We start from the raw sequence: 20,573 nt of genomic DNA, 5'->3' as shown, positions 1-20,573 counted from the left end.
ATTGCGACGGGCACCTGAAGGAGACGACCGTCCGTGATCGTCCTCGCTCTGCTGGCATCCATCGCCGCCGCGGGCGTCGCCCTCACCATGCTGTTCCTGGCGCACGGGCGACCCGAGGACGACCGCGGCGGACCACGCGCGGACATGGTCCGGTACTTCGGCATGGCGGCCATCGCCGCTTTACTGTGCGGAGCGCTGAACGTGATGGAGACCGCGTGGGACTCCGTGGCAGCCGCGGCCGCCGGGAACGCGACCAACGTCATGGCGGTCGGTCTTCTCTGGGCGGGCGCGCGACGACTGAACGGTCGGCGCGCGATCGGCGCGATCAGCACCGGCGCCGGTGGCATCCTGCTCTTGGGCTTGACCTTCCTCGTGCCCCTCGACGATGCAACCCTCCTGAAGACGGCCGGCCTCGTCGTGTTCTCGGCTCTCGGTGCGCTCGAGTGCGCTCGCTCTCCCGTGGGGCGACTGAGCGGAGCTCGTCTGCTCTCCTGGACCCTGAGCCTGTACGCGCTCTACAACCTCGCCCGCCTGGCCGCCGCCGCCGTCTCCGGTATGGCGCCGCTGCTGCGTCAGGGCCCCGTCTCCCCCGAGACCACGGCTGCGGTCAGCGCGATCGCGATCGCGCTGGTCTCGGTCGGCGCCGTATGGATCGGCCGTCAGCTCGACGACGACCCCGCTCCCGGCACCCGTGCGCACGACCGTGGAACTCTGCGTCGCGAGACCGCCCGACTCCTCGTCGAGCACCCCGGTGTGCGGGCGACCCTCGTGCGCGTTCCCGAGATCAATCTGATCCGCGCTGCCCACAGCAGCGAGCTCGGCGAAACGATGCTGCGCACCGTGTCGGACGCCGCCGCCGACGTCGTACCCGATGTCGTGACCGGGATGCCCACCCGCGACGCGGTCTTCCTCGTCCACCCCGCCGCGACAGCTGCGGCAGAGGTCGAGGAGTCTTTGCGACGCGCATTCGCGCGACGCATGCCCTCGATCGACTACGACGACGTCCCCGACCTCGTCTTCGAGCACTACCTTCTGAGGGACGTCGACGATCTCTCGTGGCTCATGGAGAGCCGCCGGGCGCGGCCTCGCCTGCGGCAGCCGAGAGCCGACTGAGGCGGGTCAGCCCTGGTCGGTCGACGTGCCCCAGCCCGGAGCGCGCCCGGTCGAGCTCGATGTGCCCGTGCTGGTGCCGCTCGAGGACTGTCCCTCGTCCGCGAAGATCGCGATGGGGAGGTACTGGTACACGGTCTGCTGGCTGAAGGAGGAGTCCGTGTTCGCGGCGCCCTCGACAGCCACGTTCAGTGCGAACTCCAGCGTGATGCCGTACGTGTCTGCCGGGAGCTGGCGGATGGACGTCGTCGGCACCAGGAGTCCGCCCTGGAAGCTGTTGAGGAGAAGCCCCCGGTCCGAACGCAGGGTGTCCGAAGGGACCAGCGTTCGCGGATCGGCGCTGAACTGGAACGGGTTCGAGACCTGGCCGCCGGTCTGAGCGGTCTGCGAGGTGATGGAGATGGACGACACGTAGACGCGCCGCTTCTGCGCGAGGACCGCCTTCTCGTCGACGCGATCGTCGACGATGTTGACAGCGAAACCGAGCTGCTTCTCGTTCGTCGCGGTCCACTCCATCGTGCGCTTGGGGTCGACCGCCCAGACATCGAGGCGCAGCTCGAGGCCGTCGGCGACCTCCGAGGTCAGCCGCACCGACCCGTCGTAGGTGAACTGGGAGTCGAAAGGCTTGGTCCCCGCCGAGGCCTGCGGCGCGGGCGTCGCCACGACGACGGACTGGTTGCTCCCCGCCTGCCCGGGGAACGCACCGAGCACATCGGTGATCTGGCTGCAACCGGACAGGACAGTCGGCAGGGCGAGGGCGAGGGCGACGGTCGCGGCTGCTGCGCGCACACGACGGCGAGAGGGCATGCTCACAGGTGTCTCCTGAGGAAGGGCGCGAAACGCGCGGGAGGTCGATGATCGACCATCACACTGCGGGATGCAGGCCTCAGGGGGAGTCTGACCGGACGGCGTGATCGGGACCACGCGGGGCGAGCAGAGACAGGATGGCGCGCAGAAGACTACACCACTCTCTATACACTCGGAGAATGGCATCCATGAGGAGTGTTCCTCCGGCGATTCCTTCGGAGGGCATCCCCGACGATGACGCGACCAACCCGGGCAGCCGCACCCGGTCGATTTGGCTTCTTCAGCTCGTTCTGGGGGCGAGCGTCGTCATCACGGTCCTGCTGGTCCAGGCTCTCGAGCCGTCCCTGTTCTCCCTGTGGCCGTTCTCCTCCGGCGTGGGCGTCATCATCGCCCTGACGGCGATAGCGATCGTCGTGCCCTGGCAGAAGATCCCCCGGTCCGTGGTCGCGGCCGTTCCGTTCGGCGACATCCTCGGCATCGGTCTTCTGAGCTTCGGCACAGATCTGCGCTTCGGTTTCTTCTGGGTCTTTCCCATCATCTGGATCGCCACCCACTTCACCCTCGTGTACCTCATCTCCGCGCTCAGCACGGTCGGCATGATCATCGTGGTGGACGCCACGGTGAACGCCTCCGGCCCGGTGACAGCGCTCAGACTGATCGTCGTTCTGCTCTCCCTGACGTTCATCGGCATCACCTCCTTCCTCTCAGCGCGGCAGACGAGGGCGTTCAAGCAATTGCTGCGGCGCCAGGCCAGCCGACTCCAGGGAACCCTCCAGCGCGTGTCCGGCCAGGAACGCCGGGTGTCGCAGATGCTGAACGGGCTCGACACCGGCATCGCCCGCCTGTCCGTGGACGGCGAAGTGCTGGCGCTGAACGACACGTATGTCGCCCTGTACGGGGTCGAACGCGACGAACCGCAGCGTCCGGGGGCAGCGGTCGAATACGCGACGCTCCGCGGAGAGCCCCTCCCCGAGGCCGAGCGTCCCTTCGCGCGGGCATCGCGCGGAGAGCAGTTCGACGACGAGCGCGTCTGGCTCTTCGATCCCCACGGCGAATGGCACGCGCTCTCGGCATCGACACGCCGACTCGTCTCCTCCGACGAGCCCGAGAGCACGCTGCTCATCGTCCACGACATCACCGCGCTGATCGAGTCCGAACGTGCGCGCGAGCGCCTCGCGGCGACGGTGTCTCATGAGTTGCGTAACCCGCTGACCGCCATCATCGGCCACGCCGATCTCGCCCTCGACGACCCCGACCTCTCACCCAAGGTGCGAGAGCAGCTCGAGGTGATCGCCGGCGCCGGCGAGCGCATGCAGAAGCTCATCTCCGAGATCCTCGCCACCTCGAGGGGGGTGTTCCGCGAATCCTCCTCCCCCGGCGCCGCCGATGCCAGCCGCATCATCGCCTCGTCGCTGGCGTCTTTCCGCCCCGCAGCGGCGGCACGCCGCGTGAGCGTGGTGGACGACCTGCCCGACACCGCCGAGGTGGTCGGGGACGCATTCCGCCTTCGGCAGGCGTTCGACAACATCCTGAGCAACGCGATCAAGTACACGCCCGCGGGAGGCATGATCCGCATCTCCGGCGAACTCTCACCAGACGACGTCGTCCTCCACTTCGCCGACACCGGCATCGGCATCCATCCCGACGACCTCGAGCGAGTCTTCGACCCGTACTTCCGCGCGCAGTCGGTGCGAGAGAGCCCCACCCCCGGCACCGGACTCGGTATGGGCATCATCCGGAGCATCGTCGAGGAACAGGGAGGTTCTCTCTTCCTCGAGAGCGAGTTGGGTGCCGGCACGACGGTGACGGTCATCCTCCCCTCCCGCGTCGAGGCCGGAACACCGTGATGCCGTCCGATGTCCTGACGAACCTGGGTTTGGCTCAGGCCACGGTCGCCACTCTCGGCAGCCTCATGATCATCGGTCTGGGATTTCTGCACCGCCCCTCTCGCTCCGCCCTTCTGTGGTCCCTGGCGTTCGTTCTGGCGATGTCGAGCACCTGGGTCTCGGTGACGGGCGGGATCATGAACGATGAGACCATCCGCCGCGCGGGTCTCGGCCTCATGCTCGGCGCACCCGCACTGATCTGGTCGGGTTTCCGCGCGCGTCGCGGTGCACCTGCCTTCTCCTGGGTGGGCGCAGTCCAAGCAGTGACGACCGCCGCCGTCTTCGTGCTCGTGGACGAGATCAGCGCCTACGGCCTCGCATTCCGCTTGGCTTTCCTCGGGTCATCCGTGTTCGCCGGGCTCACCGTGTGGGAGCTGCGACGTGCGGCCGACCGTCTCGAGAGGCTCGCCCTGCCTCTGACGGTGGTCTCGTCCGCCTTCGTCGCACTCGGCATCGGCACGCTCGTGTCGGGGCTCGCCGCGCCCACGACCCTGGGCGACCTCGCGCTGCCTCGAGTGCTCAACGGGCTCGGAATGCTCATCTTCCTGGTGTGCGCGACCGTATCCCTTCTGTACTTCACGTCGGTATCGCCCAGCGGGCGTCGCGCGGCATCGAGTTGGCCGCATTTCATCGTCACCGCGTCAGACCGTCTGGCTCGAGCCCGCCGCGCACGAGAAGAGTCGTGGGCAGTGCTGACGGTTCGGCTCGACGACCCCGCTCAGCTGCGCAGCGCCGCCGGCGAAAGCGGTTGGCTACGTCTCGTGAGTCAGTTCGAGGCCCTCGTCGCCGACACTTTCCCCGCCGAGGCGGACCTGGGCCGGGAGGTCCGAGGACGAGTGGTCGTCGTCGTCTCACGCCCCGACTCGGTGTTGCGCGAGCACGTGCGTACCCTTCTTCGACAGATCACGGAGCTCGATGTCTCCTCCTGCATCGACATCCAGCTCTCGGCGAGCATCGGGTGGGTGCCGGCGGAAACAGCCGACTACGACCTCGCTGCGCTCATCGTCGATGCGGATGCCGCGGCCGGTGAGGCCACCCGTCAGGGCGGCGATCGCTGGGAGCGCGTCCGACCCTGATCAACCGGCGGCGGCCCCGCCGGCGATCGCGACGGTCAGTGTGTCACTCGCCGTCTGCTTCGCGAACTCGTTGGAGGTCGGGGTGGTCTGCACGAGGAACTCGAACGTGAACTGCAAGGTGACGAACGTCGCCTCCGCGGGCACCTCGCCGACGTTGAAGGTCTGCGAGTAGCTGTAGGGCGACAGGACGAGGTAGCCGGGCGCATCCGTCTGATCGCTCTGCGGGGCGAGCGCCGAGAAGGACTGCGACGCGTTCCCCGGAACAGCTGTCATCGTGGCGCGCTGGAGATACACCTTCTGCCCGTCGTTGGGCGTCACCGTCGTCTCCATCGACAGGTTCACGGGTTTGAGAGCCGTCGCCGTCCAACGATCCATCGACAGGGTCGACCAGTAGTTCACCGTTGCGGCCACCGAGCCGGCCGTCAGCGCACGCTGCGTGGAGCCACTCGACAGGTCGTTACGGACAGGCTGCGGCGCGGTCGTCACCGTCGCCGACGGCGAGGGCGACTCCGGGGACTCACCGCCACCCTGGGCCCACGGCGGCGCTCCACATCCGGTGAGACCGAGGAGGGCCGACACCGCCACGGCAACGCCGATCACTGCCCTGCCGCGACGCCCTGCGAGCACCATGAATCCTCCCCCGGATCGTTTCCCCCAGTGTAGGTGGCCGGAGGATGAGGGCGGTCGGTCTCCCCCGCGTTCTCTCCGTATGCAACACCCCGGGCCGACGGGTCGGTCCGCTAACGACGGACGAAGGGAGCATCCTGACGGCCTCGGCGGGCGGAGCCCACGGGCGCACCGCCGCTCAGACGGTCCCGGACCCGCGTGCCTGCGTCACGTCGGCGGTGATGAGGATCGGTAGGTGGTCGCTGAGTCCCTGAGGCAGTGTCTTGATGTGCGCGATGTCGAACCCGATGGACGTCGCGAAATCGTAATGTCCTCGGAAGAACCGGTAGCGCGTGTAGGTGCGGGTATCGCTGAGCGTCAGCTCGTAGCCCTGATCACGGACCTTCTGCCCGAGGTTCTCCTTGAAGACCGGGTAGTTGTAGTCCCCGACCATGAGCGCGGGAAGACCCGGTCCGAGGTTCTGCAGCTCCGACAGCGCGGTGCGGATCTGGTGTCGGCGCAGAGAGTTGAGCGCCGTCAGTGGCGCGGCGTGGAACGATGCCACGATGACGTCGCGCCCGTGGTCGATGTCGCGCAACCGCACGCCGAGCATGCGCTCTTCCGCGGGCTTGAGCACACGGTCGTGCAGAGACTTTTTCAAACCGATCGCACGGACGTCCTCGGCCCGGAACGTGTTCTCCCGGTAGTAGAGGGCCAGGCCGAGACGGTTGCGCTGCGTCGCCTCCGCCAAACGGAGCCCGCCGATGTGATCCGGGATGTCCGTACTGTCGCATTCCTGCAGGCAGAGAACATCGGCCTCGTGATTCTCTACGAGGGCGACGAGCTCACCGGCGGCCCGGTGCTTGTTGAGGTTGTACGAGATGACCTTCATGGCGATGTCAGCATACGTCCGCCCGCAGCAGGATCACCGAGGGGTTGCACATGGTTCTCCCGACGAGATCAGGGAGCCGTATCCTCGGCATCGCGACGGTTCCGCGTCTGCTCCGCGCGAGCGGCGAGCAGCTCGTCCGCGGGATAACCCACTTCGGCGAGAACCAGGCCCCGCGCGGCCAGGACCTTCGTCTCCGGAATCCGCATGCGCGCCTCCCGGATCGCGACCACGTCGTCGATCCCGATGCGCCCCTCCCCCACCGCGACACACGCACCCACGAGAGCGCGCACCATGCTGTGACAGAAGGCATCGGCCCGGACGTTCGCCACCAGCACCCCGGTGTCGTCCCGATGCCAGTCGTATTCGAGAAGCGTCCGAATGGTCGTCGCGCCCTCGCGGGCCTTGCAGTAGGCGGCGAAATCGTGGAGGCCGATGAGGCGTGAGGCCGCGGCATCCATCGCCTGTCCATCGAGGATGCTTCGAACGTACGTCGTCCACTGCCTTTCGAGCGGGTCGTAACCCGCCGTGGCGTCGGCGAGACGATAGCTGTACCGCCGCCAGACGGCCGAGAACCGCGCATCGAATCCGGCGGGGGCGAGCGAGGTCCGCAAGACCGTCACGTCGGCGTACCCGCCCAGGATGCCGCGAAGACGACCCGCGAGGGCCGCGATCGCGTCGAGTTCGTCGTTGTCCCGACGGCGCCGCGGCAGACGGGCCGCCTGCTCCTCATCGAGGTCGAGATGGGCGACCTGGCCCGTAGCGTGCACTCCCGCATCGGTCCGCCCGGCGACGACGAGTCGCGGATCGCCTCCGACGACGCGAGCAAGAGCGCTTTCCAGCTCTCCCTGCACTGTCCGTAGCCCTGGTTGACGGGCCCACCCGCGGAAATGCGAGCCGTCGTAGGCGATGTCGAGTCGGATGCGCACGGGTCAAGCCTAAGAGCGCGCGCACAGCGAAGACGACGAAGCCCCCACCCGAGTCGGGTGGGGGCTTCGTGCGAGCGAGAAGGCTCAGGCCTTGGCGTCGTCCTGGACGGCGTCGTCGGCTGCAGCCTCGGCGGCGGCGCCTTCCTCGGGCGACTCGGCGCCGGCGGCGGCGGCCTCGTCCGTGGAGGTCTCCTCGGCGGCCGGCGCAGCCACGGCGGCGGGAGCCGCAGCAGCCTTGTTGGACGCCTTCTTCGCGACGGGCTCGAGGACGAGCTCGATCACGGCCATGGGAGCGTTGTCGCCCTTGCGGTTGCCGACCTTGGTGATGCGGGTGTACCCGCCGTCACGCTCGGCCACCAGCGGCGCGATCTCGGTGAAGAGGGTGTGCACGACCTCTTTGTCGCCGATGACGCTCAGCACGCGACGACGCGCGTGGAGGTCGCCACGCTTGGCGAAGGTGATGAGGCGCTCGGCGAGCGGACGCAGGCGCTTGGCCTTGGTCTCGGTCGTCTTGATGGACTTGTGCGTGTAAAGAGCTGCCGCGAGGTTCGCGAGAAGCAGACGCTCGTGGGCCGGGCCGCCTCCGAGGCGGGGACCCTTCGTGGGCTTAGGCATGTCGTATTACTCCAGGAGAGGTTCGGTCGGGTCCGACAGGGTCAGACGGTTTCTTCGTCGTAGCCGCTGTAGAACTGGGCGCCGTCGAAGCCGGGCACCGAGTCCTTGAGCGACAGGCCGAGGGAGGTGAGCTTGTCGCGCACCTCGTCGACCGACTTCTGACCGAAGTTGCGGATGTTCATCAACTGCGTCTCGGAAAGGGCGACCAGCTCCGAAACGGTGTTGATGCCCTCGCGCTTGAGGCAGTTGTACGAGCGGACCGACAGATCGAGATCCTCGATCGGCATCGACAGCTCGTTGGAGAGGACGGTCTCGACCGGCGCGGGGCCGATCTCGATGCCCTCGGCCTCGACGTTCAGCTCACGGGCGAGGCCGAAGAGCTCGACGAGGGTGCGACCGGCGGAGGCCACGGCGTCGCGCGGGGCGATCGAGGCCTTCGACTCGACGTCGAGGACGAGCTTGTCGAAGTCGGTACGCTCACCGGCACGGGTGGCGTCGACGCGGTAGCTGACCTTGAGCACGGGCGAGTAGATCGAGTCGATCGGGATCTGACCGGCCTCGGCGTACTCGTTGCGGTTCTGGGTCGCCGAGACGTAGCCGCGGCCACGCTCGATGGTGAGCTCGAGCTCGAACTTCGCCGTGTCGTTCAGCGTGGCGATGACCAGCTCGGGGTTGTGCACCTCGACACCCGCGGGAGCGGAGATGTCGGCGGCGGTGACCTCACCGGCGCCGGTCTTGCGCAGGTACGCCGTGATGGGCTCGTCGCGCTCGCTCGAGACGACCAGCTGCTTGATGTTCAGGATGATCTCGGTGACGTCTTCCTTCACGCCCGGGATCGTGCTGAACTCGTGCAGGACGCCGTCGATGCGGATGCTCGTGACGGCCGCGCCGGGGATCGACGACAGGAGGCTGCGACGCAGCGCGTTGCCGATCGTGTAACCGAAGCCGGGCTCCAGCGGCTCGATGACGAAACGGCTGCGGAACTCCCCGATCTTCTCCTCGGTCAGAGTGGGACGCTGTGCGATGAGCACTATGTGTTCCTTTCGATCACGTGCCCGCTATATGACACGTGTAATGGGGTGAGGTGTTGAGTTGTACTCGCGGGATGCCGTGAACCCCGACGATGGCGTCGAGGGTGCGTCGCGGCATCCGGAAGTCTGAGGTCGCGCGTGAGCGCGGCGTTCCCGGGGAGTGGCGAGCACTCCCCGGGAACGGATCGCGTCAGACGCGGCGACGCTTGGGCGGACGGCAGCCGTTGTGGGCCTGGGGCGTCACGTCCTGGATCGAACCGACCTCGAGGCCGGCCGCGGTCAGCGAACGGATCGCGGTCTCACGACCCGAACCCGGACCCTTCACGAAGACGTCGACCTTCTTGACGCCGTGCTCCTGTGCCTGGCGAGCGGCCGACTCCGCGGCCATGCCTGCGGCGTACGGCGTCGACTTGCGCGAGCCCTTGAACCCGACACCGCCGGACGAAGCCCAGCTGATGACGGCACCCGAGGGGTCGGTGATCGAAACGATGGTGTTGTTGAACGTCGACTTGATGTGGGCCTGACCCACGGCGATGTTCTTCTTCTCTTTGCGACGCGGCTTGCGCGCGGCGGACTTGGCCTGTGCCATGTGCGGTTCTCCTGAATCCTGCGCCGGCGGAGGCCTAGCGCGCCTTCTTCTTGCCGGCGACCGTGCGCTTGGGGCCCTTGCGGGTACGCGCGTTCGTCTTCGTGCGCTGGCCGCGCACGGGGAGGCCGCGGCGGTGGCGCAGGCCCTCGTAGGAACCGATCTCGACCTTGCGGCGGATGTCGGCGGCGACCTCGCGACGGAGGTCACCCTCCACCTTGTAGGTGCCTTCGATGTGGTCGCGCAGAGCGACCAACTGGTCGTCGGTGAGGTCCTTGACGCGGATGTCCTGGCTGATGTCCGTTGCGTTCAGGATCTCGACGGAGCGGGTGCGACCCACGCCGTAGATGTAAGTAAGTGCGATCACCACGCGCTTATCGCGCGGGATGTCGACGCCGGCAAGACGTGCCATGCGGCTCTCCTCAGAGTGTGTTGGAGGTGTGGAGCAGGACCGGTGCTCGGGCCTCCGACCCGAGGTGTCCCCCGACCGCGCGAGCGGATGGGATCTGATCCTGCCGTTGTGTATTCAGTTGGAAAGGTGTCGAGCTGGAAGCTCAGCCCTGGCGCTGCTTGTGGCGCGGGTTGCTCTTGCAGATCACCATCACGCGCCCGTGACGACGGATCACCTTGCAGTGGTCGCAGATGGGCTTGACGGAGGGGTTGACCTTCATGATGTTCCTGATTTCGCTGTCTTCGACTCGCGGTTGCGGTCGTTACTTCTCGGCCGGACTCAGCGGTAGCGGTAGACGATACGACCACGGGTGAGGTCGTAGGGGCTCAGTTCGACGACGACGCGGTCCTCCGGGATGATGCGGATGTAGTTCTGCCGCATCTTGCCCGAGATGGTTGCGAGCACTTTGTGCCCGTTCGTCAGCTCGACACGGAACATCGCGTTGGGCAGTGCTTCGGACACCGTGCCCTCGATCTCGATGACACCGTCTTTCTTCGCCATAAACTCGCTCACGCTCAGTTGCAGACCGGCCGGTCTGCGGTGGATGGGGGTTCGATACGTCGACACGCCAATGAAGGCGCAACGCACCAAAGATCAAGCATACGTGGTAATGCCCGACCCGGCAACTCGCCGGGAGCCGAGTCAGCCGTTCAGGCGCGCGACGATGTCCTTCTGCGGATCACCCGAGAGGTCGGTCTGGTTCTGCAGGACGGTGCCGTTCACCGCGATCGTCGGGGTGGCCACGCTCGTCGCGTTCGGCTGCAACGGGGTCTTCTGCGTCATCGCGGTCACGAACTTCGTGTAGGTGCCCGACGTGATGCACGAGGACACGGCATCCGATGCCCCGGCCGACGTGGCGATGGAGGCGAGGGTGGTGTCGTCGAGTCCCGCGGTGTTCTCCTTGGGCTGCTGCGCATACAGCGCCTTCACGAAGGCGGGGATGTTCGCGGAGTCGTCCACCGCGACGCAGTAGGCGGCATTGGCCGCACGTGTCGAGTACTGCGTCCCCTGGGACAGCCGGTCGAGGATCGCAATCGGGTGGATCTTCAGCGTGATGGTGCTGTCGTCGACGAGCTGCTGCAGGGTCGGACCGTAGGCCTGCTCGAACGAATTGCACACGGGGCACATGAAGTCGATGTAGGTGTCGACGGTCTTGTCTCCGCTACCGACGGAGATCGCCCCGGTCTCGGTGTCCACGGCCGAAGCCTGCGGCAGCGTACCCGGCGAGGTGGCCTGGCTGTTGGCGAACCACACAACTCCCCCGACGATCAGGACCACCACCAGCGCGGCAGCGGTCACCCCGATCGCGAACCAGTTCGTGGTCTTGCGCGCAGCGGCCATCATCATCAGTCGATCTCCTTCGGCACCACACCGAAAGGCGCCAGTTTCTCGGCACCGCCATCGTGCGCGGTGAGGACCCAGATGCCTCCATCATGCACGGCGACACTATGTTCCCAGTGGGAGCCGGCTGTGCCGTCCACCGTCGAAACGGTCCACCCATCGTCCTCGGTGAACGTCTCTTGGTCACCGATGACGACCATCGGCTCGATCGCCACGGCCAGGCCGGGGCGCACCTCGGGGCCGCGATCGGCGACGGCGTAGTTGAAGATGCTCGGCGATTCGTGCATCTTCCGGCCGATGCCATGACCCACATAATCGCGAAGGATGCCGTAGCCCCCCTCGGGTGCGTTGTCCTCGATGTATTGCTCGATGGCGGCGCCGACCTCGGAGAGATGGCTCGCCCGGCTCAGCGCGGCGATACCGGCCCAGAGCGACCCCTCGGTCACCTCCGAGAGTCTCCTGCGCGGAGCCACGAGCGCCTCGGGAGCCTCCCCTGGCACGATGACCGTAAAAGCGGAGTCGCCGTTCCACCCCTGGAACTCGGCTCCCGCGTCGACCGAGAGGATGTCTCCCGCCTGCAGCGGGCGGTCATTCGGGATGCCGTGAACCACCTGCTCGTTCACCGAGGCGCAGATCGTGTGTCGATAGCCGCGAACCATCTGGAAGTTGGACTTCGCCCCCCGCGCCGCGATCGACGCGGACGCGGCCGCGTCGAGTTCGAGCGTCGTCACGCCGGGCGCAATGAGCGATCGCACGGCAGCCAGAGCATCCGCGGTGATCAGACCGGGTTCGATCATCGACCGCAGCTGTGCGGGCTTCTTGTAGATCGAGGAGCGCAGCCCCACGTCAGGTGGCCGGGGTCGCGCCGAGACCGCGCGCTTCGAGCGCGGCGAAAATCCGGGCCGTGACATCGTCGAGGCTGCCGACGCCGTCGATCTCATCGACGATCCCGCGCGTGCCGTAGACATCGAGGATGGGAGCCGTCTCACGCTCGTAGATGCCCAGGCGGGTGGCGATGGCCTCTTCGGTGTCGTCGGCGCGCCCCTGCTCGGCGGCGCGCGCGGTCAGCCGTGCCAGAGACTCCTCACGCGGCACGACGAGTGCGATCACGGCATCGAGCGACTCGTCGCGTCCCTCCAGGAACTCGTCGAGGTGCAGCACCTGAGCGAGGTTGCGGGGGTACCCGTCGAGCAGGAAGCCCTCTGCAGCGTCCGCCTGCGCGAGGCGATCGCGGACGACAGCGCTGGTCAATTCGTCAGGGACGAGATCTCCGGCGTCGATGATCGACTTCACCTGGAGGCCGAGCTCCGTGCCGTCCTTGACGTTGGCGCGGAACACGTCGCCCGTCGAGACGACCGGGATGCCGAAGGCTTCGCCGACACGGACGCCCTGCGTCCCCTTGCCCGAGCCCTGTGGGCCGACGATCAGAAGGCGAGCGGTCATCGCAGCAGCCCTTCGTAGTGACGCTGCTGAAGCTGCGCGTCGATTTGCTTCACCGTCTCGAGACCGACACCCACGATGATGAGGATCGACGCTCCGCCGAACGGGAAGTTCTGGTTCGCGCCCACGGTGGCCAGGGCCACGAGAGGAAGCAGCGCGATCAGACCCAGGTAGATCGAGCCCGGAAGCGTGATGCGCGTGAGCACGTAGTCGAGGTACTCGGCAGTCGGGCGGCCGGCGCGGATACCGGGGATGAATCCGCCGTACTTCTTCATGTTGTCCGCCACGTCGACCGGGTTGAACGTGATCGCGACGTAGAAGTAGGCGAACCCGATGATCAGCAGGAAGTAGACGAGCATATAGAGCGGGTGGTCTCCGCGCGTGAGGTACTGCGAGATCCACGTGACCCAGGCGGCCGGCTCCTGGCCGGCCTGAGGCTGATTGAACTGCGCGATGAGCGCCGGGATGTACAGAAGCGACGAGGCGAAGATCACGGGGACGACGCCGGCCATGTTGACCTTGATCGGAATGTAGGTGTTGGTGCCGCCGTACGTGCGGCGACCGACCATCCGTTTGGCGTACTGCACCGGGATCCGTCGCTGAGACTGCTCGACGAACACCACGAGGGCGACGATCACGATGCTGACGGCGAGCACGAGGAGGAAGACCTCGACACCGCGGGCGTTGAGGATCGAGATCATGGCGCCGGGGAAGGTGGCGGCGATCGAGGTGAAGATCAGGATCGACATGCCGTTGCCGACGCCGCGCTCGGTGACGAGCTCGGCGAACCACATGACCAGGCCCGTACCGGCGGTCATCGTGATGATCATGAGCAGCTGGGCCCACCAGATGTCGTTCGTCAGGAGCTGCTGGCACTCGGGCACTCCGGCCGAGCCGAAGAGCTGACCCGAACGGGCAACCGTGACAAGCGTCGTCGACTGCAGGAGCGCAAGCGCGATCGTGAGGTAACGGGTGTACTGCGTGAGCTTGGCCTGACCCGCCTGGCCCTCTTTGTACAGGGTCTCGAAGTGCGGGATCACCACGCGCAGCAGCTGCACGATGATGGTCGCCGTGATGTACGGCATGACGCCCAGGGCGAAGATCGACAGCTGCAGAAGCGCGCCACCGGAGAAAAGGTTGACCAGGGACAGCAGGCCCTCGGTACCACCCGACTGGTTCAGACACTGCTGAACGTTCGGGAAGTCGACGAACGGTGTCGGCACGTGGGCACCCAGCCGGTAAATGGCGATGATGCCCAGCGTGAAGGCGATCTTCCGCCTCAGGTCGGGCGTGCGGAAAACCCGCGCTATGGCGCTGAACAAGGGGATTCCTCCAGAACGATCTCGGCACGCGACAGGGCGCACACCAAATCAGACTAACCCAGAAGGGGCCGACGGCCATAAGGCCGCCGGCCCCTCAAGGGTCGGGCGTCAGTTGACGGAGCCGCCAGCGGCGACGATCTTCTGCTCAGCGGAGCCGGAGACCTTGTCGACCGAGACGGTCAGCGCGACCGAGATGTCGCCGGTGCCGAGCACCTTGACCTTCTCGTTCTTGCGGACAGCGCCCTTGGCCACCAGGTCGGCGACGGTCACGTCGCCACCCTGCGGGTAGAGCTCGCCGAGCTTGTCCAGGTTCACGACCTGGTACTCGACGCGGAACGGGTTCTTGAAGCCACGGAGCTTCGGGGTGCGCATGTGCAGAGGCATCTGCCCACCCTCGAAGCCCACACGGACCTGGTAACGAGCCTTCGTTCCCTTGGTACCGCGACCGGCCGTCTTACCCTTGGAGCCCTCACCGCGACCGACACGGGTCTTTGCGGTACGAGCTCCCGGGACGGGACGCAGGTGGTGGACCTTGAGCACGCCGGGGCGCGCCGCGGGCGCTTCGTTCTTCTCGGCCGTCTTACGGGCCGATGCCTTCTTCGGGGCGTCGACCGTAGCGGTCTCGTCCTTCTTGGCAGCCATTAGTCGATCTCCTCAACCTTGACGAGGTGGGCGACGGTCTTGACGTAACCGCGCGTCTGCGCGTCGTCGGGACGGACGACTGAGTCGCCGATCCGCTTGAGACCGAGCGAACGCAGCGTGTCGCGCTGGTTCTGCTTCTCGCTCACCTTGGACTTGATCTGCGTGACCTTCAGACGCTCGGCCATCAGGCACCTACCTTCTGAGCAGCGGCCTCGGCGCGCACGAGGCGGGCCGGAGCTACCTGGTCGAACTCCAGGCCACGGCGAGCAGCCACGGCGCGGGGCTCTTCGAGCGACTTCAGCGCCTCGACGGTCGCGTGCACGATGTTGATCGTGTTCGACGAGCCGAGCGACTTCGAGAGGACATCGTGGATGCCGGCGCACTCGAGGACGGCGCGGACGGGACCACCGGCGATAACACCGGTACCGGCGGCGGCGGGGCGCAGGAGCACCACACCGGCAGCGGCCTCGCCCTGGACGGGGTGAGGGATGGTCGAGCCCGAGCGGGGGACGCGGAAGAAGTTGCGCTTGGCCTCTTCGACACCCTTCGAGATGGCGAGGGGGACTTCGCGGGCCTTGCCGTAGCCGACACCCACGACGCCGTTGCCATCGCCCACGACGACGAGCGCCGTGAAGCTGAAGCGACGGCCACCCTTGACCACCTTCGACACGCGGTTGATCGTCACGACGCGCTCGAGGAACTGGCTCTCGTTGCGGTCGCGCGAACCACGGTCGCGCTGGTTGGTGTTGCGCTCGCGACCACCGCGACGCGGCTCGCGCTCACGCTCGGCGGGGGCCTGAGCCGCAGCCGCACCCTCAGCCGGTGCAGTCTGCTCGGTCACTTCGGTCTCCTTGTTGTCACTCACAGGTTCAGCCCTCCTTCGCGAGCTCCGTCGGCGATCGCGGCGACACGACCGGCGTAACGGTTACCGCCGCGGTCGAACACGACGTCGGACACGCCAGCGGCCTTGGCACGCTCGGCGACGAGCTCGCCGACCTTGCGGGCCTTGGCGGTCTTGTCACCGTCGAAGCCGCGCAGGTCGGTCTCGAGGGTGGAGGCGGAGGCCACGGTGTGGCCCTTGCTGTCGTCCACGACCTGGACGAAGACGTGGCGGGCGGAACGCGTCACCACGAGGCGGGGGCGCAGCTCGGTACCGACGATCTTCTTGCGAAGACGCAGGTGGCGACGCGAGCGGGCGACGGACTTTGTCTTGACAGCCATGGCTACTTACCACTCTTTCCGGCCTTGCGGCGCACGACCTCGCCCGCATACCGCACACCCTTGCCCTTGTAGGGCTCGGGCTTGCGGATCTTACGGATGTTGGCGGCGGCCTCGCCGACGGCCTGCTTGTCGATGCCGCTCACGGTGAGCTTGTTGTTGCCTTCGACCGTGAGGGTGATCCCTGCGGGCGGGTCGATGAGAACGGGGTGCGAGAAGCCGAGGGCGAACTCGACCGAGCTGCCCTTCTGCGCCACGCGGTAACCCGTACCGACGACCTCGAGGCCCTTGGTGTAGCCCTGGGTGACACCGATGATGTTGTTGTTGATGAGCGTGCGGGTCAGGCCGTGGAGCGACCGCGACTCGCGCTCGTCGTCGGGGCGGGTGACGAGAACCTGGTTCTCCTCGACCGACACCTCGAGAGGCTGTGCCACGGTGAGCGCGAGCTCGCCCTTGGGGCCCTTGACGGAGACCTCCCGGCCGTTCACCGAAACGGTGACGCCGGCGGGGATGTCGATGGGAAGACGTCCAATACGCGACATGTCAGATCACCACACGTAGGCGAGGACTTCCCCGCCGACGCCCTTCTGCTCGGCCTGACGGTCGGTGAGGAGACCGGAGGAGGTGGACAGGATGGCAACGCCGAGGCCACCGAGGACCGTGGGGACCTCGGTCGACTTCGCGTAAACGCGGAGGCCGGGCTTCGACACGCGCTTGATGCCGGCGATCGACCGCTCGCGGTTCGGGCCGTACTTCAGCGTCATGTTGAGGGTCTGGCCGACACGAGCGTCTTCGACGTTCCAGTCGGCGATGTAACCCTCCTGCTTGAGGATGGCGGCGATGTTCGTCTTGAGCTTCGAGCTCGGCATCGACACGGAGTCGTGGTGCGCCGAGTTCGCGTTGCGCAGACGGGTCAGCATGTCTGCGACCGGGTCTGTCATCGTCATGTGTTGCTTCTTTCGGTCATGAGGTTTCGGCTGCCGTTACGCGACAGTCGACCTTCGATGAAGGGCCCCCGGAAACCCCGGGGGCCCTGGGGGTCAGGCCTGCGCGTCGGCCGACTGGAACGGGAAGCCGAGCTGACGCAGCAGCGAGCGGCCCTCGTCGTCGGACTTCGCGGTGGTGACGATGGTGATGTCGAAACCACGCACGCGGTCGATGCGGTCCTGGTCGATCTCGTGGAACACGGACTGCTCCTGGAGACCGAAGGTGTAGTTGCCGTTGCCGTCGAACTGCTTGGCCGACAGCCCGCGGAAGTCGCGGATGCGGGGCAGCGCGAGGTTGACGAGGCGGTCGACGAACTCCCACGCACGGTCACCACGAAGGGTGACGTGCGCACCGATGGCCTGGCCCTCACGCAGCTTGAACTGCGCGATGGACTTGCGGGCCTTGGTGACGATGGGCTTCTGACCGGTGATCTTGGTGAGGTCGTCGACCGCACCATCGATCACCTTGCTGTCTCGAGCTGCCTCGCCGACACCGGTGTTCACGACCACCTTGACCAGACCGGGGATCTGCATGACGTTCTCGTAGCCGAACTCGTCCTGCAGCGCCTTCTTGATCTCGGCGTTGTACTTCTGCTTGAGGCGGGGCTGGATCTTGCCAGCCGCCGCGGCAGTCGAGGTGCTCATGTTCAGAGGTCCTTGCCTGACTTCTTCGCGAAGCGCACGCGGACGGTGCGCTTGACGCCGTCCTTCACCTGCTCCTCGACACGGTGGCCGACACGCGTCGGCTTCTTGGTCGAGGGGTCGACGAGCGCGACGTTGGAGATGTGGATCGGGGCCTCGAAGGTCTCGATGCCACCGGTCTTGGTTCCGCGCTGGGACTGGCCCACGCGGTTGTGCTTGGTGACGTAGTTCACGCCCTCGACGATGACGCGGTTCTGCTCGGTGAGGACCTCGAGGACCTTACCCTGCTTGCCGCGGTCGCCGCCACGCTCGGGCTTGGCGCCCGAGATGACCTGAACCAGGTCGCCCTTTTTGATTTTCGCCATGATCAGATGACCTCCGGGGCGAGCGAGACGATCTTCATGAACTTCTTGTCGCGAAGCTCACGACCGACCGGCCCGAAGATGCGGGTGCCGCGGGGCTCCCCGTCGTTCTTCAGGATCACGGCGGCGTTCTCGTCGAACTTGATGTAAGAGCCGTCGGGACGGCGGGTCTGCTTCACGACACGGACGACGACGGCCTTGACCACGTCGCCCTTCTTGACGTTTCCACCCGGGATCGCGTCCTTGACCGTGGCGACGATGACGTCGCCCAGGCCGGCGTAACGACGGTTGGAGCCGCCGAGCACGCGGATGGTGAGCAGCTCCTTGGCGCCGGTGTTGTCGGCGACCTTCAGCCGGGATTCGTTCTGAATCACTTTTTACTCCTTGGATTCCAAGTAAGCCGCGAGGCTTACTTGGCCTTCTCGAGGATCTCGACCAGGCGCCAGCGCTTGGTGGCGCTGAGCGGACGGGTCTCGTTGATGACGACGAGGTCGCCGATGCCCGCCGAGTTGGACTCGTCGTGCGCCTTGACCTTCGAGGTGCGGCGGATGACCTTGCCGTAGAGCGGGTGCTTCACGCGGTCCTCGACCTCGACGACGATGGTCTTGTCCATCTTGTCGCTGACGACGTAGCCACGACGCGCCTTGCGGTAACCGCGGGCGTTCTCGTCGCGGACGTCGTTCTCGGCGTGCTCGTGACCGGCGACCTGCGCCTCGGCCTTCTTCGCGGTAGCCATTACTCCGCCTCTTCCTTCGCGGCGTCGTCAGCGGATTCCGCCTTCTTCGCCTTGCTCTTCTTCGCCTTCGTCGCCTCGACCGGGGCCGGGGTGGCGCGGATGCCGAGCTCGCGCTCACGGATCACGGTGTACAGACGCGCGATGTCGCGCTTGACTGCACGGATGCGACCGTGGCTCTCGAGCTGGCCGGTGGCCGACTGGAAGCGCAGGTTGAACAGCTCTTCCTTGGCCTTACGCAGCTCCTCGACGAGGCGCTGGTCTTCGAACGTATCGAGCTCGCTCGGGGCGAGCTGCTTGGTGCCGATCGCCATTACGCGTCGCCCTCCTCGCGCTTGATGATGCGTGCCTTCAGGGGCAGCTTGTGAATTGCTCGGGTCAGGGCCTCACGAGCGAGCTGCTCGTCGACACCCGCGACCTCGAAGAGGACGCGGCCCGGCTTGACGTTGGCGACCCACCACTCGGGGGAACCCTTACCCGAACCCATGCGGGTTTCGGCGGGCTTCTTGGTGAGAGGACGGTCGGGGTAGATGTTGATCCACACCTTTCCGCCACGCTTGATGTGACGCGTCATGGCGATACGAGCGGACTCGATCTGACGGTTGGTCACGTAAGCGGGGGTCAGCGCCTGGATCCCGAACTCACCGAACGACACCTGGGTGCCACCGGTGGCCTGGCCCGAACGGCCGGGGTGGTGCTGCTTGCGGTACTTGACCTTGCGGGGGATGAGCATTACGCCGACGCTCCTTCTGCCACGGGGGCCTCGTTGCGAGGGCTACGACGACGGTCGCCACCGCGGTCGTCACGACCGCGCGACTTGGGCGCGTTGGCCTGCTCGCGGGCGAGCTCCTTGTTGGTGAGGTCGCCCTTGTAGATCCAGACCTTCACGCCGATGCGGCCGAAGGTGGTCTTCGCCTCGTAGAAGCCGTAGTCGATGTTCGCGCGAAGGGTGTGCAGGGGCACACGGCCTTCGCGGTAGAACTCCGAGCGGCTCATCTCGGCGCCGCCGAGGCGGCCCGACACCTGGATGCGGACACCCTTGGCGCCGGCACGCTGCGCGCCCTGAAGACCCTTGCGCATCGCGCGGCGGAAAGCCACGCGAGCGGTGAGCTGCTCGGCGACACCCTGAGCGACGAGCTGAGCATCGGCCTCGGGGTTCTTCACCTCGAGGATGTTCAGCTGGATCTGCTTTCCGGTGAGCTTCTCGAGGTCGGCACGGATGCGCTCGGCCTCGGCGCCGCGGCGACCGATCACGATGCCCGGGCGGGCGGTGTGGATGTCGACGCGGACACGGTCACGCGTGCGCTCGATCTCGATGTTGCTGACACCGGCGCGGTCAAGCGAGGTGGTCAGCAGGCGACGGATCTTGATGTCCTCGGCGAGGTAGTCGGCGTAACGCTGACCAGCCTTCGTCGAGTCCGAGAACCACCGCGACACGTGGTCGGTCGTGATGCCGAGGCGGAAGCCGTACGGGTTGACTTTCTGTCCCATTACTTGCTCGCCTTCTTGTTGGCGCGAGCCGGGGCCGCCTCAGCGGTCTCGGGCGTCGCGAGCACGACCGTGATGTGGCTCGTGCGCTTCTTGATCTGGAAGGCGCGACCCTGAGCGCGGGGCTGGAAACGCTTGAGCGTCGTGCCCTCGTCGACGTACGCGTTCTTCACGTACAGGTCGGCGTCATCCAGGTACTCGTTCGTCTTGTCAGCCGTGACGCGAGCGTTCGCGATGGCCGAGGCGACGAGCTTGTAGATCGGCTCGCTCGCGCCCTGCGGCGCGAACTTCAGGATCGCGAGGGCCTCTTCGGCCTGCTTGCCCTTGATGAGGGCGACGACGCGACGAGCCTTCTGAGGGGTCACGCGGATGTGTCGCACACGTGCGATGGACTCCACCATTTCTCTCTCCTC

At 66.7% G+C, this 20,573-nt stretch carries 31 protein-coding genes; 3 read left to right on the top strand and 28 right to left on the bottom strand.

From position 1 onward, the window contains the following. Positions 1-33 precede the first annotated feature (33 nt). Positions 34-1,113, top strand: coding sequence for a hypothetical protein (locus OVA17_RS08520; RefSeq protein WP_267786127.1), 1,080 nt, complete (start codon positions 34-36; stop codon positions 1,111-1,113). A 6-nt stretch (positions 1,114-1,119) separates the two neighbouring features. On the opposite strand, the gene OVA17_RS08515 is transcribed toward OVA17_RS08520, so the two are convergent. Continuing rightward, positions 1,120-1,917: a fructose 1,6-bisphosphatase gene (locus tag OVA17_RS08515; RefSeq protein WP_267789372.1), complete on the bottom strand. Its 798-nt coding sequence runs from the start codon at positions 1,915-1,917 to the stop codon at positions 1,120-1,122. Between the two features lie 179 nt (positions 1,918-2,096). Between OVA17_RS08515 and OVA17_RS08510 the strand changes: the two genes are divergently transcribed. Next, positions 2,097-3,764 carry a sensor histidine kinase gene (locus tag OVA17_RS08510; RefSeq protein ID WP_267786126.1) on the top strand — a complete coding sequence of 556 codons (1,668 nt, stop codon included), beginning with the start codon at positions 2,097-2,099 and terminating at the stop codon, positions 3,762-3,764. Further along, positions 3,764-4,879 carry a hypothetical protein gene (locus OVA17_RS08505; protein ID WP_267786124.1) on the top strand — a complete coding sequence of 372 codons (1,116 nt, stop codon included), beginning with the start codon at positions 3,764-3,766 and terminating at the stop codon, positions 4,877-4,879. Before OVA17_RS08510 ends, OVA17_RS08505 begins: the two co-directional genes overlap by 1 nt. Here OVA17_RS08505 and OVA17_RS08500 read toward each other — a convergent pair whose 3' ends face one another. The 27 genes from OVA17_RS08500 to rplV all read right to left on the bottom strand — a co-directional run bounded on the left by OVA17_RS08500 (position 4,880) and on the right by rplV (position 20,561). Further along, a complete protein-coding gene (locus OVA17_RS08500) occupies positions 4,880-5,509 on the bottom strand; it encodes a hypothetical protein (protein ID WP_267786123.1) in 630 nt (209 codons plus the stop codon). 175 nt (positions 5,510-5,684) lie between these two features. Continuing rightward, complete coding sequence (locus OVA17_RS08495) at positions 5,685-6,377, bottom strand: endonuclease/exonuclease/phosphatase family protein (protein ID WP_267786122.1); 693 nt, start codon at positions 6,375-6,377, stop codon at positions 5,685-5,687. Between the two features lie 68 nt (positions 6,378-6,445). Beyond that, positions 6,446-7,303: a tRNA pseudouridine(38-40) synthase TruA gene (gene truA / locus OVA17_RS08490; RefSeq protein WP_267786121.1), complete on the bottom strand. Its 858-nt coding sequence runs from the start codon at positions 7,301-7,303 to the stop codon at positions 6,446-6,448. 84 nt (positions 7,304-7,387) lie between these two features. Beyond that, on the bottom strand, positions 7,388-7,918 hold the full coding sequence (gene rplQ / locus OVA17_RS08485; protein ID WP_267786120.1) for a 50S ribosomal protein L17: 531 nt from the start codon (positions 7,916-7,918) through the stop codon (positions 7,388-7,390). A gap of 41 nt (positions 7,919-7,959) precedes the next feature. Further along, positions 7,960-8,949 (bottom strand): DNA-directed RNA polymerase subunit alpha, encoded by a 990-nt coding sequence (locus OVA17_RS08480; RefSeq protein WP_056226291.1) that lies wholly within the window; start codon positions 8,947-8,949, stop codon positions 7,960-7,962. 190 nt (positions 8,950-9,139) lie between these two features. Next, positions 9,140-9,538, bottom strand: coding sequence for a 30S ribosomal protein S11 (gene rpsK, locus OVA17_RS08475; RefSeq protein ID WP_013583990.1), 399 nt, complete (start codon positions 9,536-9,538; stop codon positions 9,140-9,142). Positions 9,539-9,572: 34 nt separating this feature from the next. Continuing rightward, a complete protein-coding gene (rpsM, locus tag OVA17_RS08470; RefSeq protein ID WP_056226287.1) occupies positions 9,573-9,947 on the bottom strand; it encodes a 30S ribosomal protein S13 in 375 nt (124 codons plus the stop codon). 142 nt (positions 9,948-10,089) lie between these two features. Then, positions 10,090-10,206 (bottom strand): 50S ribosomal protein L36, encoded by a 117-nt coding sequence (gene rpmJ, locus OVA17_RS08465; protein WP_005050492.1) that lies wholly within the window; start codon positions 10,204-10,206, stop codon positions 10,090-10,092. 59 nt (positions 10,207-10,265) lie between these two features. Beyond that, positions 10,266-10,487 carry a translation initiation factor IF-1 gene (gene infA / locus OVA17_RS08460; protein ID WP_013583992.1) on the bottom strand — a complete coding sequence of 74 codons (222 nt, stop codon included), beginning with the start codon at positions 10,485-10,487 and terminating at the stop codon, positions 10,266-10,268. 141 nt (positions 10,488-10,628) lie between these two features. Next, on the bottom strand, positions 10,629-11,333 hold the full coding sequence (locus OVA17_RS08455; protein WP_210072340.1) for a DsbA family protein: 705 nt from the start codon (positions 11,331-11,333) through the stop codon (positions 10,629-10,631). After that, on the bottom strand, positions 11,333-12,172 hold the full coding sequence (gene map / locus OVA17_RS08450) for a type I methionyl aminopeptidase (protein ID WP_267786111.1): 840 nt from the start codon (positions 12,170-12,172) through the stop codon (positions 11,333-11,335). The genes OVA17_RS08455 and map overlap by 1 nt, the downstream gene beginning before the upstream one ends. A 1-nt stretch (position 12,173) precedes the next feature. Then, positions 12,174-12,770, bottom strand: a complete 597-nt coding sequence (locus OVA17_RS08445) for an adenylate kinase (RefSeq protein ID WP_267786109.1) — start codon at positions 12,768-12,770, stop codon at positions 12,174-12,176. Beyond that, the gene (gene secY, locus OVA17_RS08440; protein ID WP_094736370.1) at positions 12,767-14,089 is read right to left on the bottom strand and encodes a preprotein translocase subunit SecY; all 1,323 of its coding nucleotides are present in this window, start codon (positions 14,087-14,089) and stop codon (positions 12,767-12,769) included. The genes OVA17_RS08445 and secY overlap by 4 nt, the downstream gene beginning before the upstream one ends. Before the next feature lie 108 nt (positions 14,090-14,197). After that, entirely contained in the window at positions 14,198-14,731 is a 534-nt protein-coding gene (gene rplO, locus OVA17_RS08435) for a 50S ribosomal protein L15 (protein WP_103206777.1), read from the bottom strand. After that, a complete protein-coding gene (gene rpmD / locus OVA17_RS08430) occupies positions 14,731-14,916 on the bottom strand; it encodes a 50S ribosomal protein L30 (protein ID WP_013583998.1) in 186 nt (61 codons plus the stop codon). Before rpmD ends, rplO begins: the two co-directional genes overlap by 1 nt. Continuing rightward, complete coding sequence (gene rpsE, locus OVA17_RS08425) at positions 14,916-15,596, bottom strand: 30S ribosomal protein S5 (protein ID WP_056226274.1); 681 nt, start codon at positions 15,594-15,596, stop codon at positions 14,916-14,918. The genes rpmD and rpsE overlap by 1 nt, the downstream gene beginning before the upstream one ends. Next, positions 15,593-15,952: a 50S ribosomal protein L18 gene (gene rplR / locus OVA17_RS08420; protein ID WP_056226271.1), complete on the bottom strand. Its 360-nt coding sequence runs from the start codon at positions 15,950-15,952 to the stop codon at positions 15,593-15,595. Before rplR ends, rpsE begins: the two co-directional genes overlap by 4 nt. A gap of 2 nt (positions 15,953-15,954) precedes the next feature. Beyond that, on the bottom strand, positions 15,955-16,491 hold the full coding sequence (gene rplF, locus OVA17_RS08415) for a 50S ribosomal protein L6 (RefSeq protein WP_058623966.1): 537 nt from the start codon (positions 16,489-16,491) through the stop codon (positions 15,955-15,957). Between the two features lie 6 nt (positions 16,492-16,497). Next, positions 16,498-16,896: a 30S ribosomal protein S8 gene (gene rpsH / locus OVA17_RS08410; RefSeq protein ID WP_094736305.1), complete on the bottom strand. Its 399-nt coding sequence runs from the start codon at positions 16,894-16,896 to the stop codon at positions 16,498-16,500. 93 nt (positions 16,897-16,989) lie between these two features. Then, positions 16,990-17,580, bottom strand: coding sequence for a 50S ribosomal protein L5 (gene rplE / locus OVA17_RS08405; RefSeq protein WP_210072344.1), 591 nt, complete (start codon positions 17,578-17,580; stop codon positions 16,990-16,992). A 2-nt stretch (positions 17,581-17,582) separates the two neighbouring features. Continuing rightward, complete coding sequence (rplX, locus tag OVA17_RS08400; protein ID WP_094736303.1) at positions 17,583-17,942, bottom strand: 50S ribosomal protein L24; 360 nt, start codon at positions 17,940-17,942, stop codon at positions 17,583-17,585. A 2-nt stretch (positions 17,943-17,944) separates the two neighbouring features. Beyond that, positions 17,945-18,313 carry a 50S ribosomal protein L14 gene (rplN, locus tag OVA17_RS08395; RefSeq protein WP_013584005.1) on the bottom strand — a complete coding sequence of 123 codons (369 nt, stop codon included), beginning with the start codon at positions 18,311-18,313 and terminating at the stop codon, positions 17,945-17,947. A 35-nt stretch (positions 18,314-18,348) separates the two neighbouring features. Then, entirely contained in the window at positions 18,349-18,675 is a 327-nt protein-coding gene (gene rpsQ / locus OVA17_RS08390; RefSeq protein WP_144829716.1) for a 30S ribosomal protein S17, read from the bottom strand. Then, the gene (gene rpmC, locus OVA17_RS08385; RefSeq protein WP_210072345.1) at positions 18,675-18,986 is read right to left on the bottom strand and encodes a 50S ribosomal protein L29; all 312 of its coding nucleotides are present in this window, start codon (positions 18,984-18,986) and stop codon (positions 18,675-18,677) included. Before rpmC ends, rpsQ begins: the two co-directional genes overlap by 1 nt. Next, positions 18,986-19,405: a 50S ribosomal protein L16 gene (gene rplP, locus OVA17_RS08380; RefSeq protein ID WP_056226254.1), complete on the bottom strand. Its 420-nt coding sequence runs from the start codon at positions 19,403-19,405 to the stop codon at positions 18,986-18,988. Before rplP ends, rpmC begins: the two co-directional genes overlap by 1 nt. Continuing rightward, positions 19,405-20,163: a 30S ribosomal protein S3 gene (gene rpsC / locus OVA17_RS08375; RefSeq protein WP_210072346.1), complete on the bottom strand. Its 759-nt coding sequence runs from the start codon at positions 20,161-20,163 to the stop codon at positions 19,405-19,407. Before rpsC ends, rplP begins: the two co-directional genes overlap by 1 nt. Then, on the bottom strand, positions 20,163-20,561 hold the full coding sequence (rplV, locus tag OVA17_RS08370; RefSeq protein ID WP_013584010.1) for a 50S ribosomal protein L22: 399 nt from the start codon (positions 20,559-20,561) through the stop codon (positions 20,163-20,165). The genes rpsC and rplV overlap by 1 nt, the downstream gene beginning before the upstream one ends. Between the last annotated feature and the right edge of the window lie 12 nt (positions 20,562-20,573).

Origin of the sequence: Microbacterium sp. SL75 (assembly GCF_026625865.1) — a bacterium.
Lineage (GTDB): Bacteria > Actinomycetota > Actinomycetes > Actinomycetales > Microbacteriaceae > Microbacterium.
This window is presented reverse-complemented; position numbering and strand designations above follow the sequence as displayed.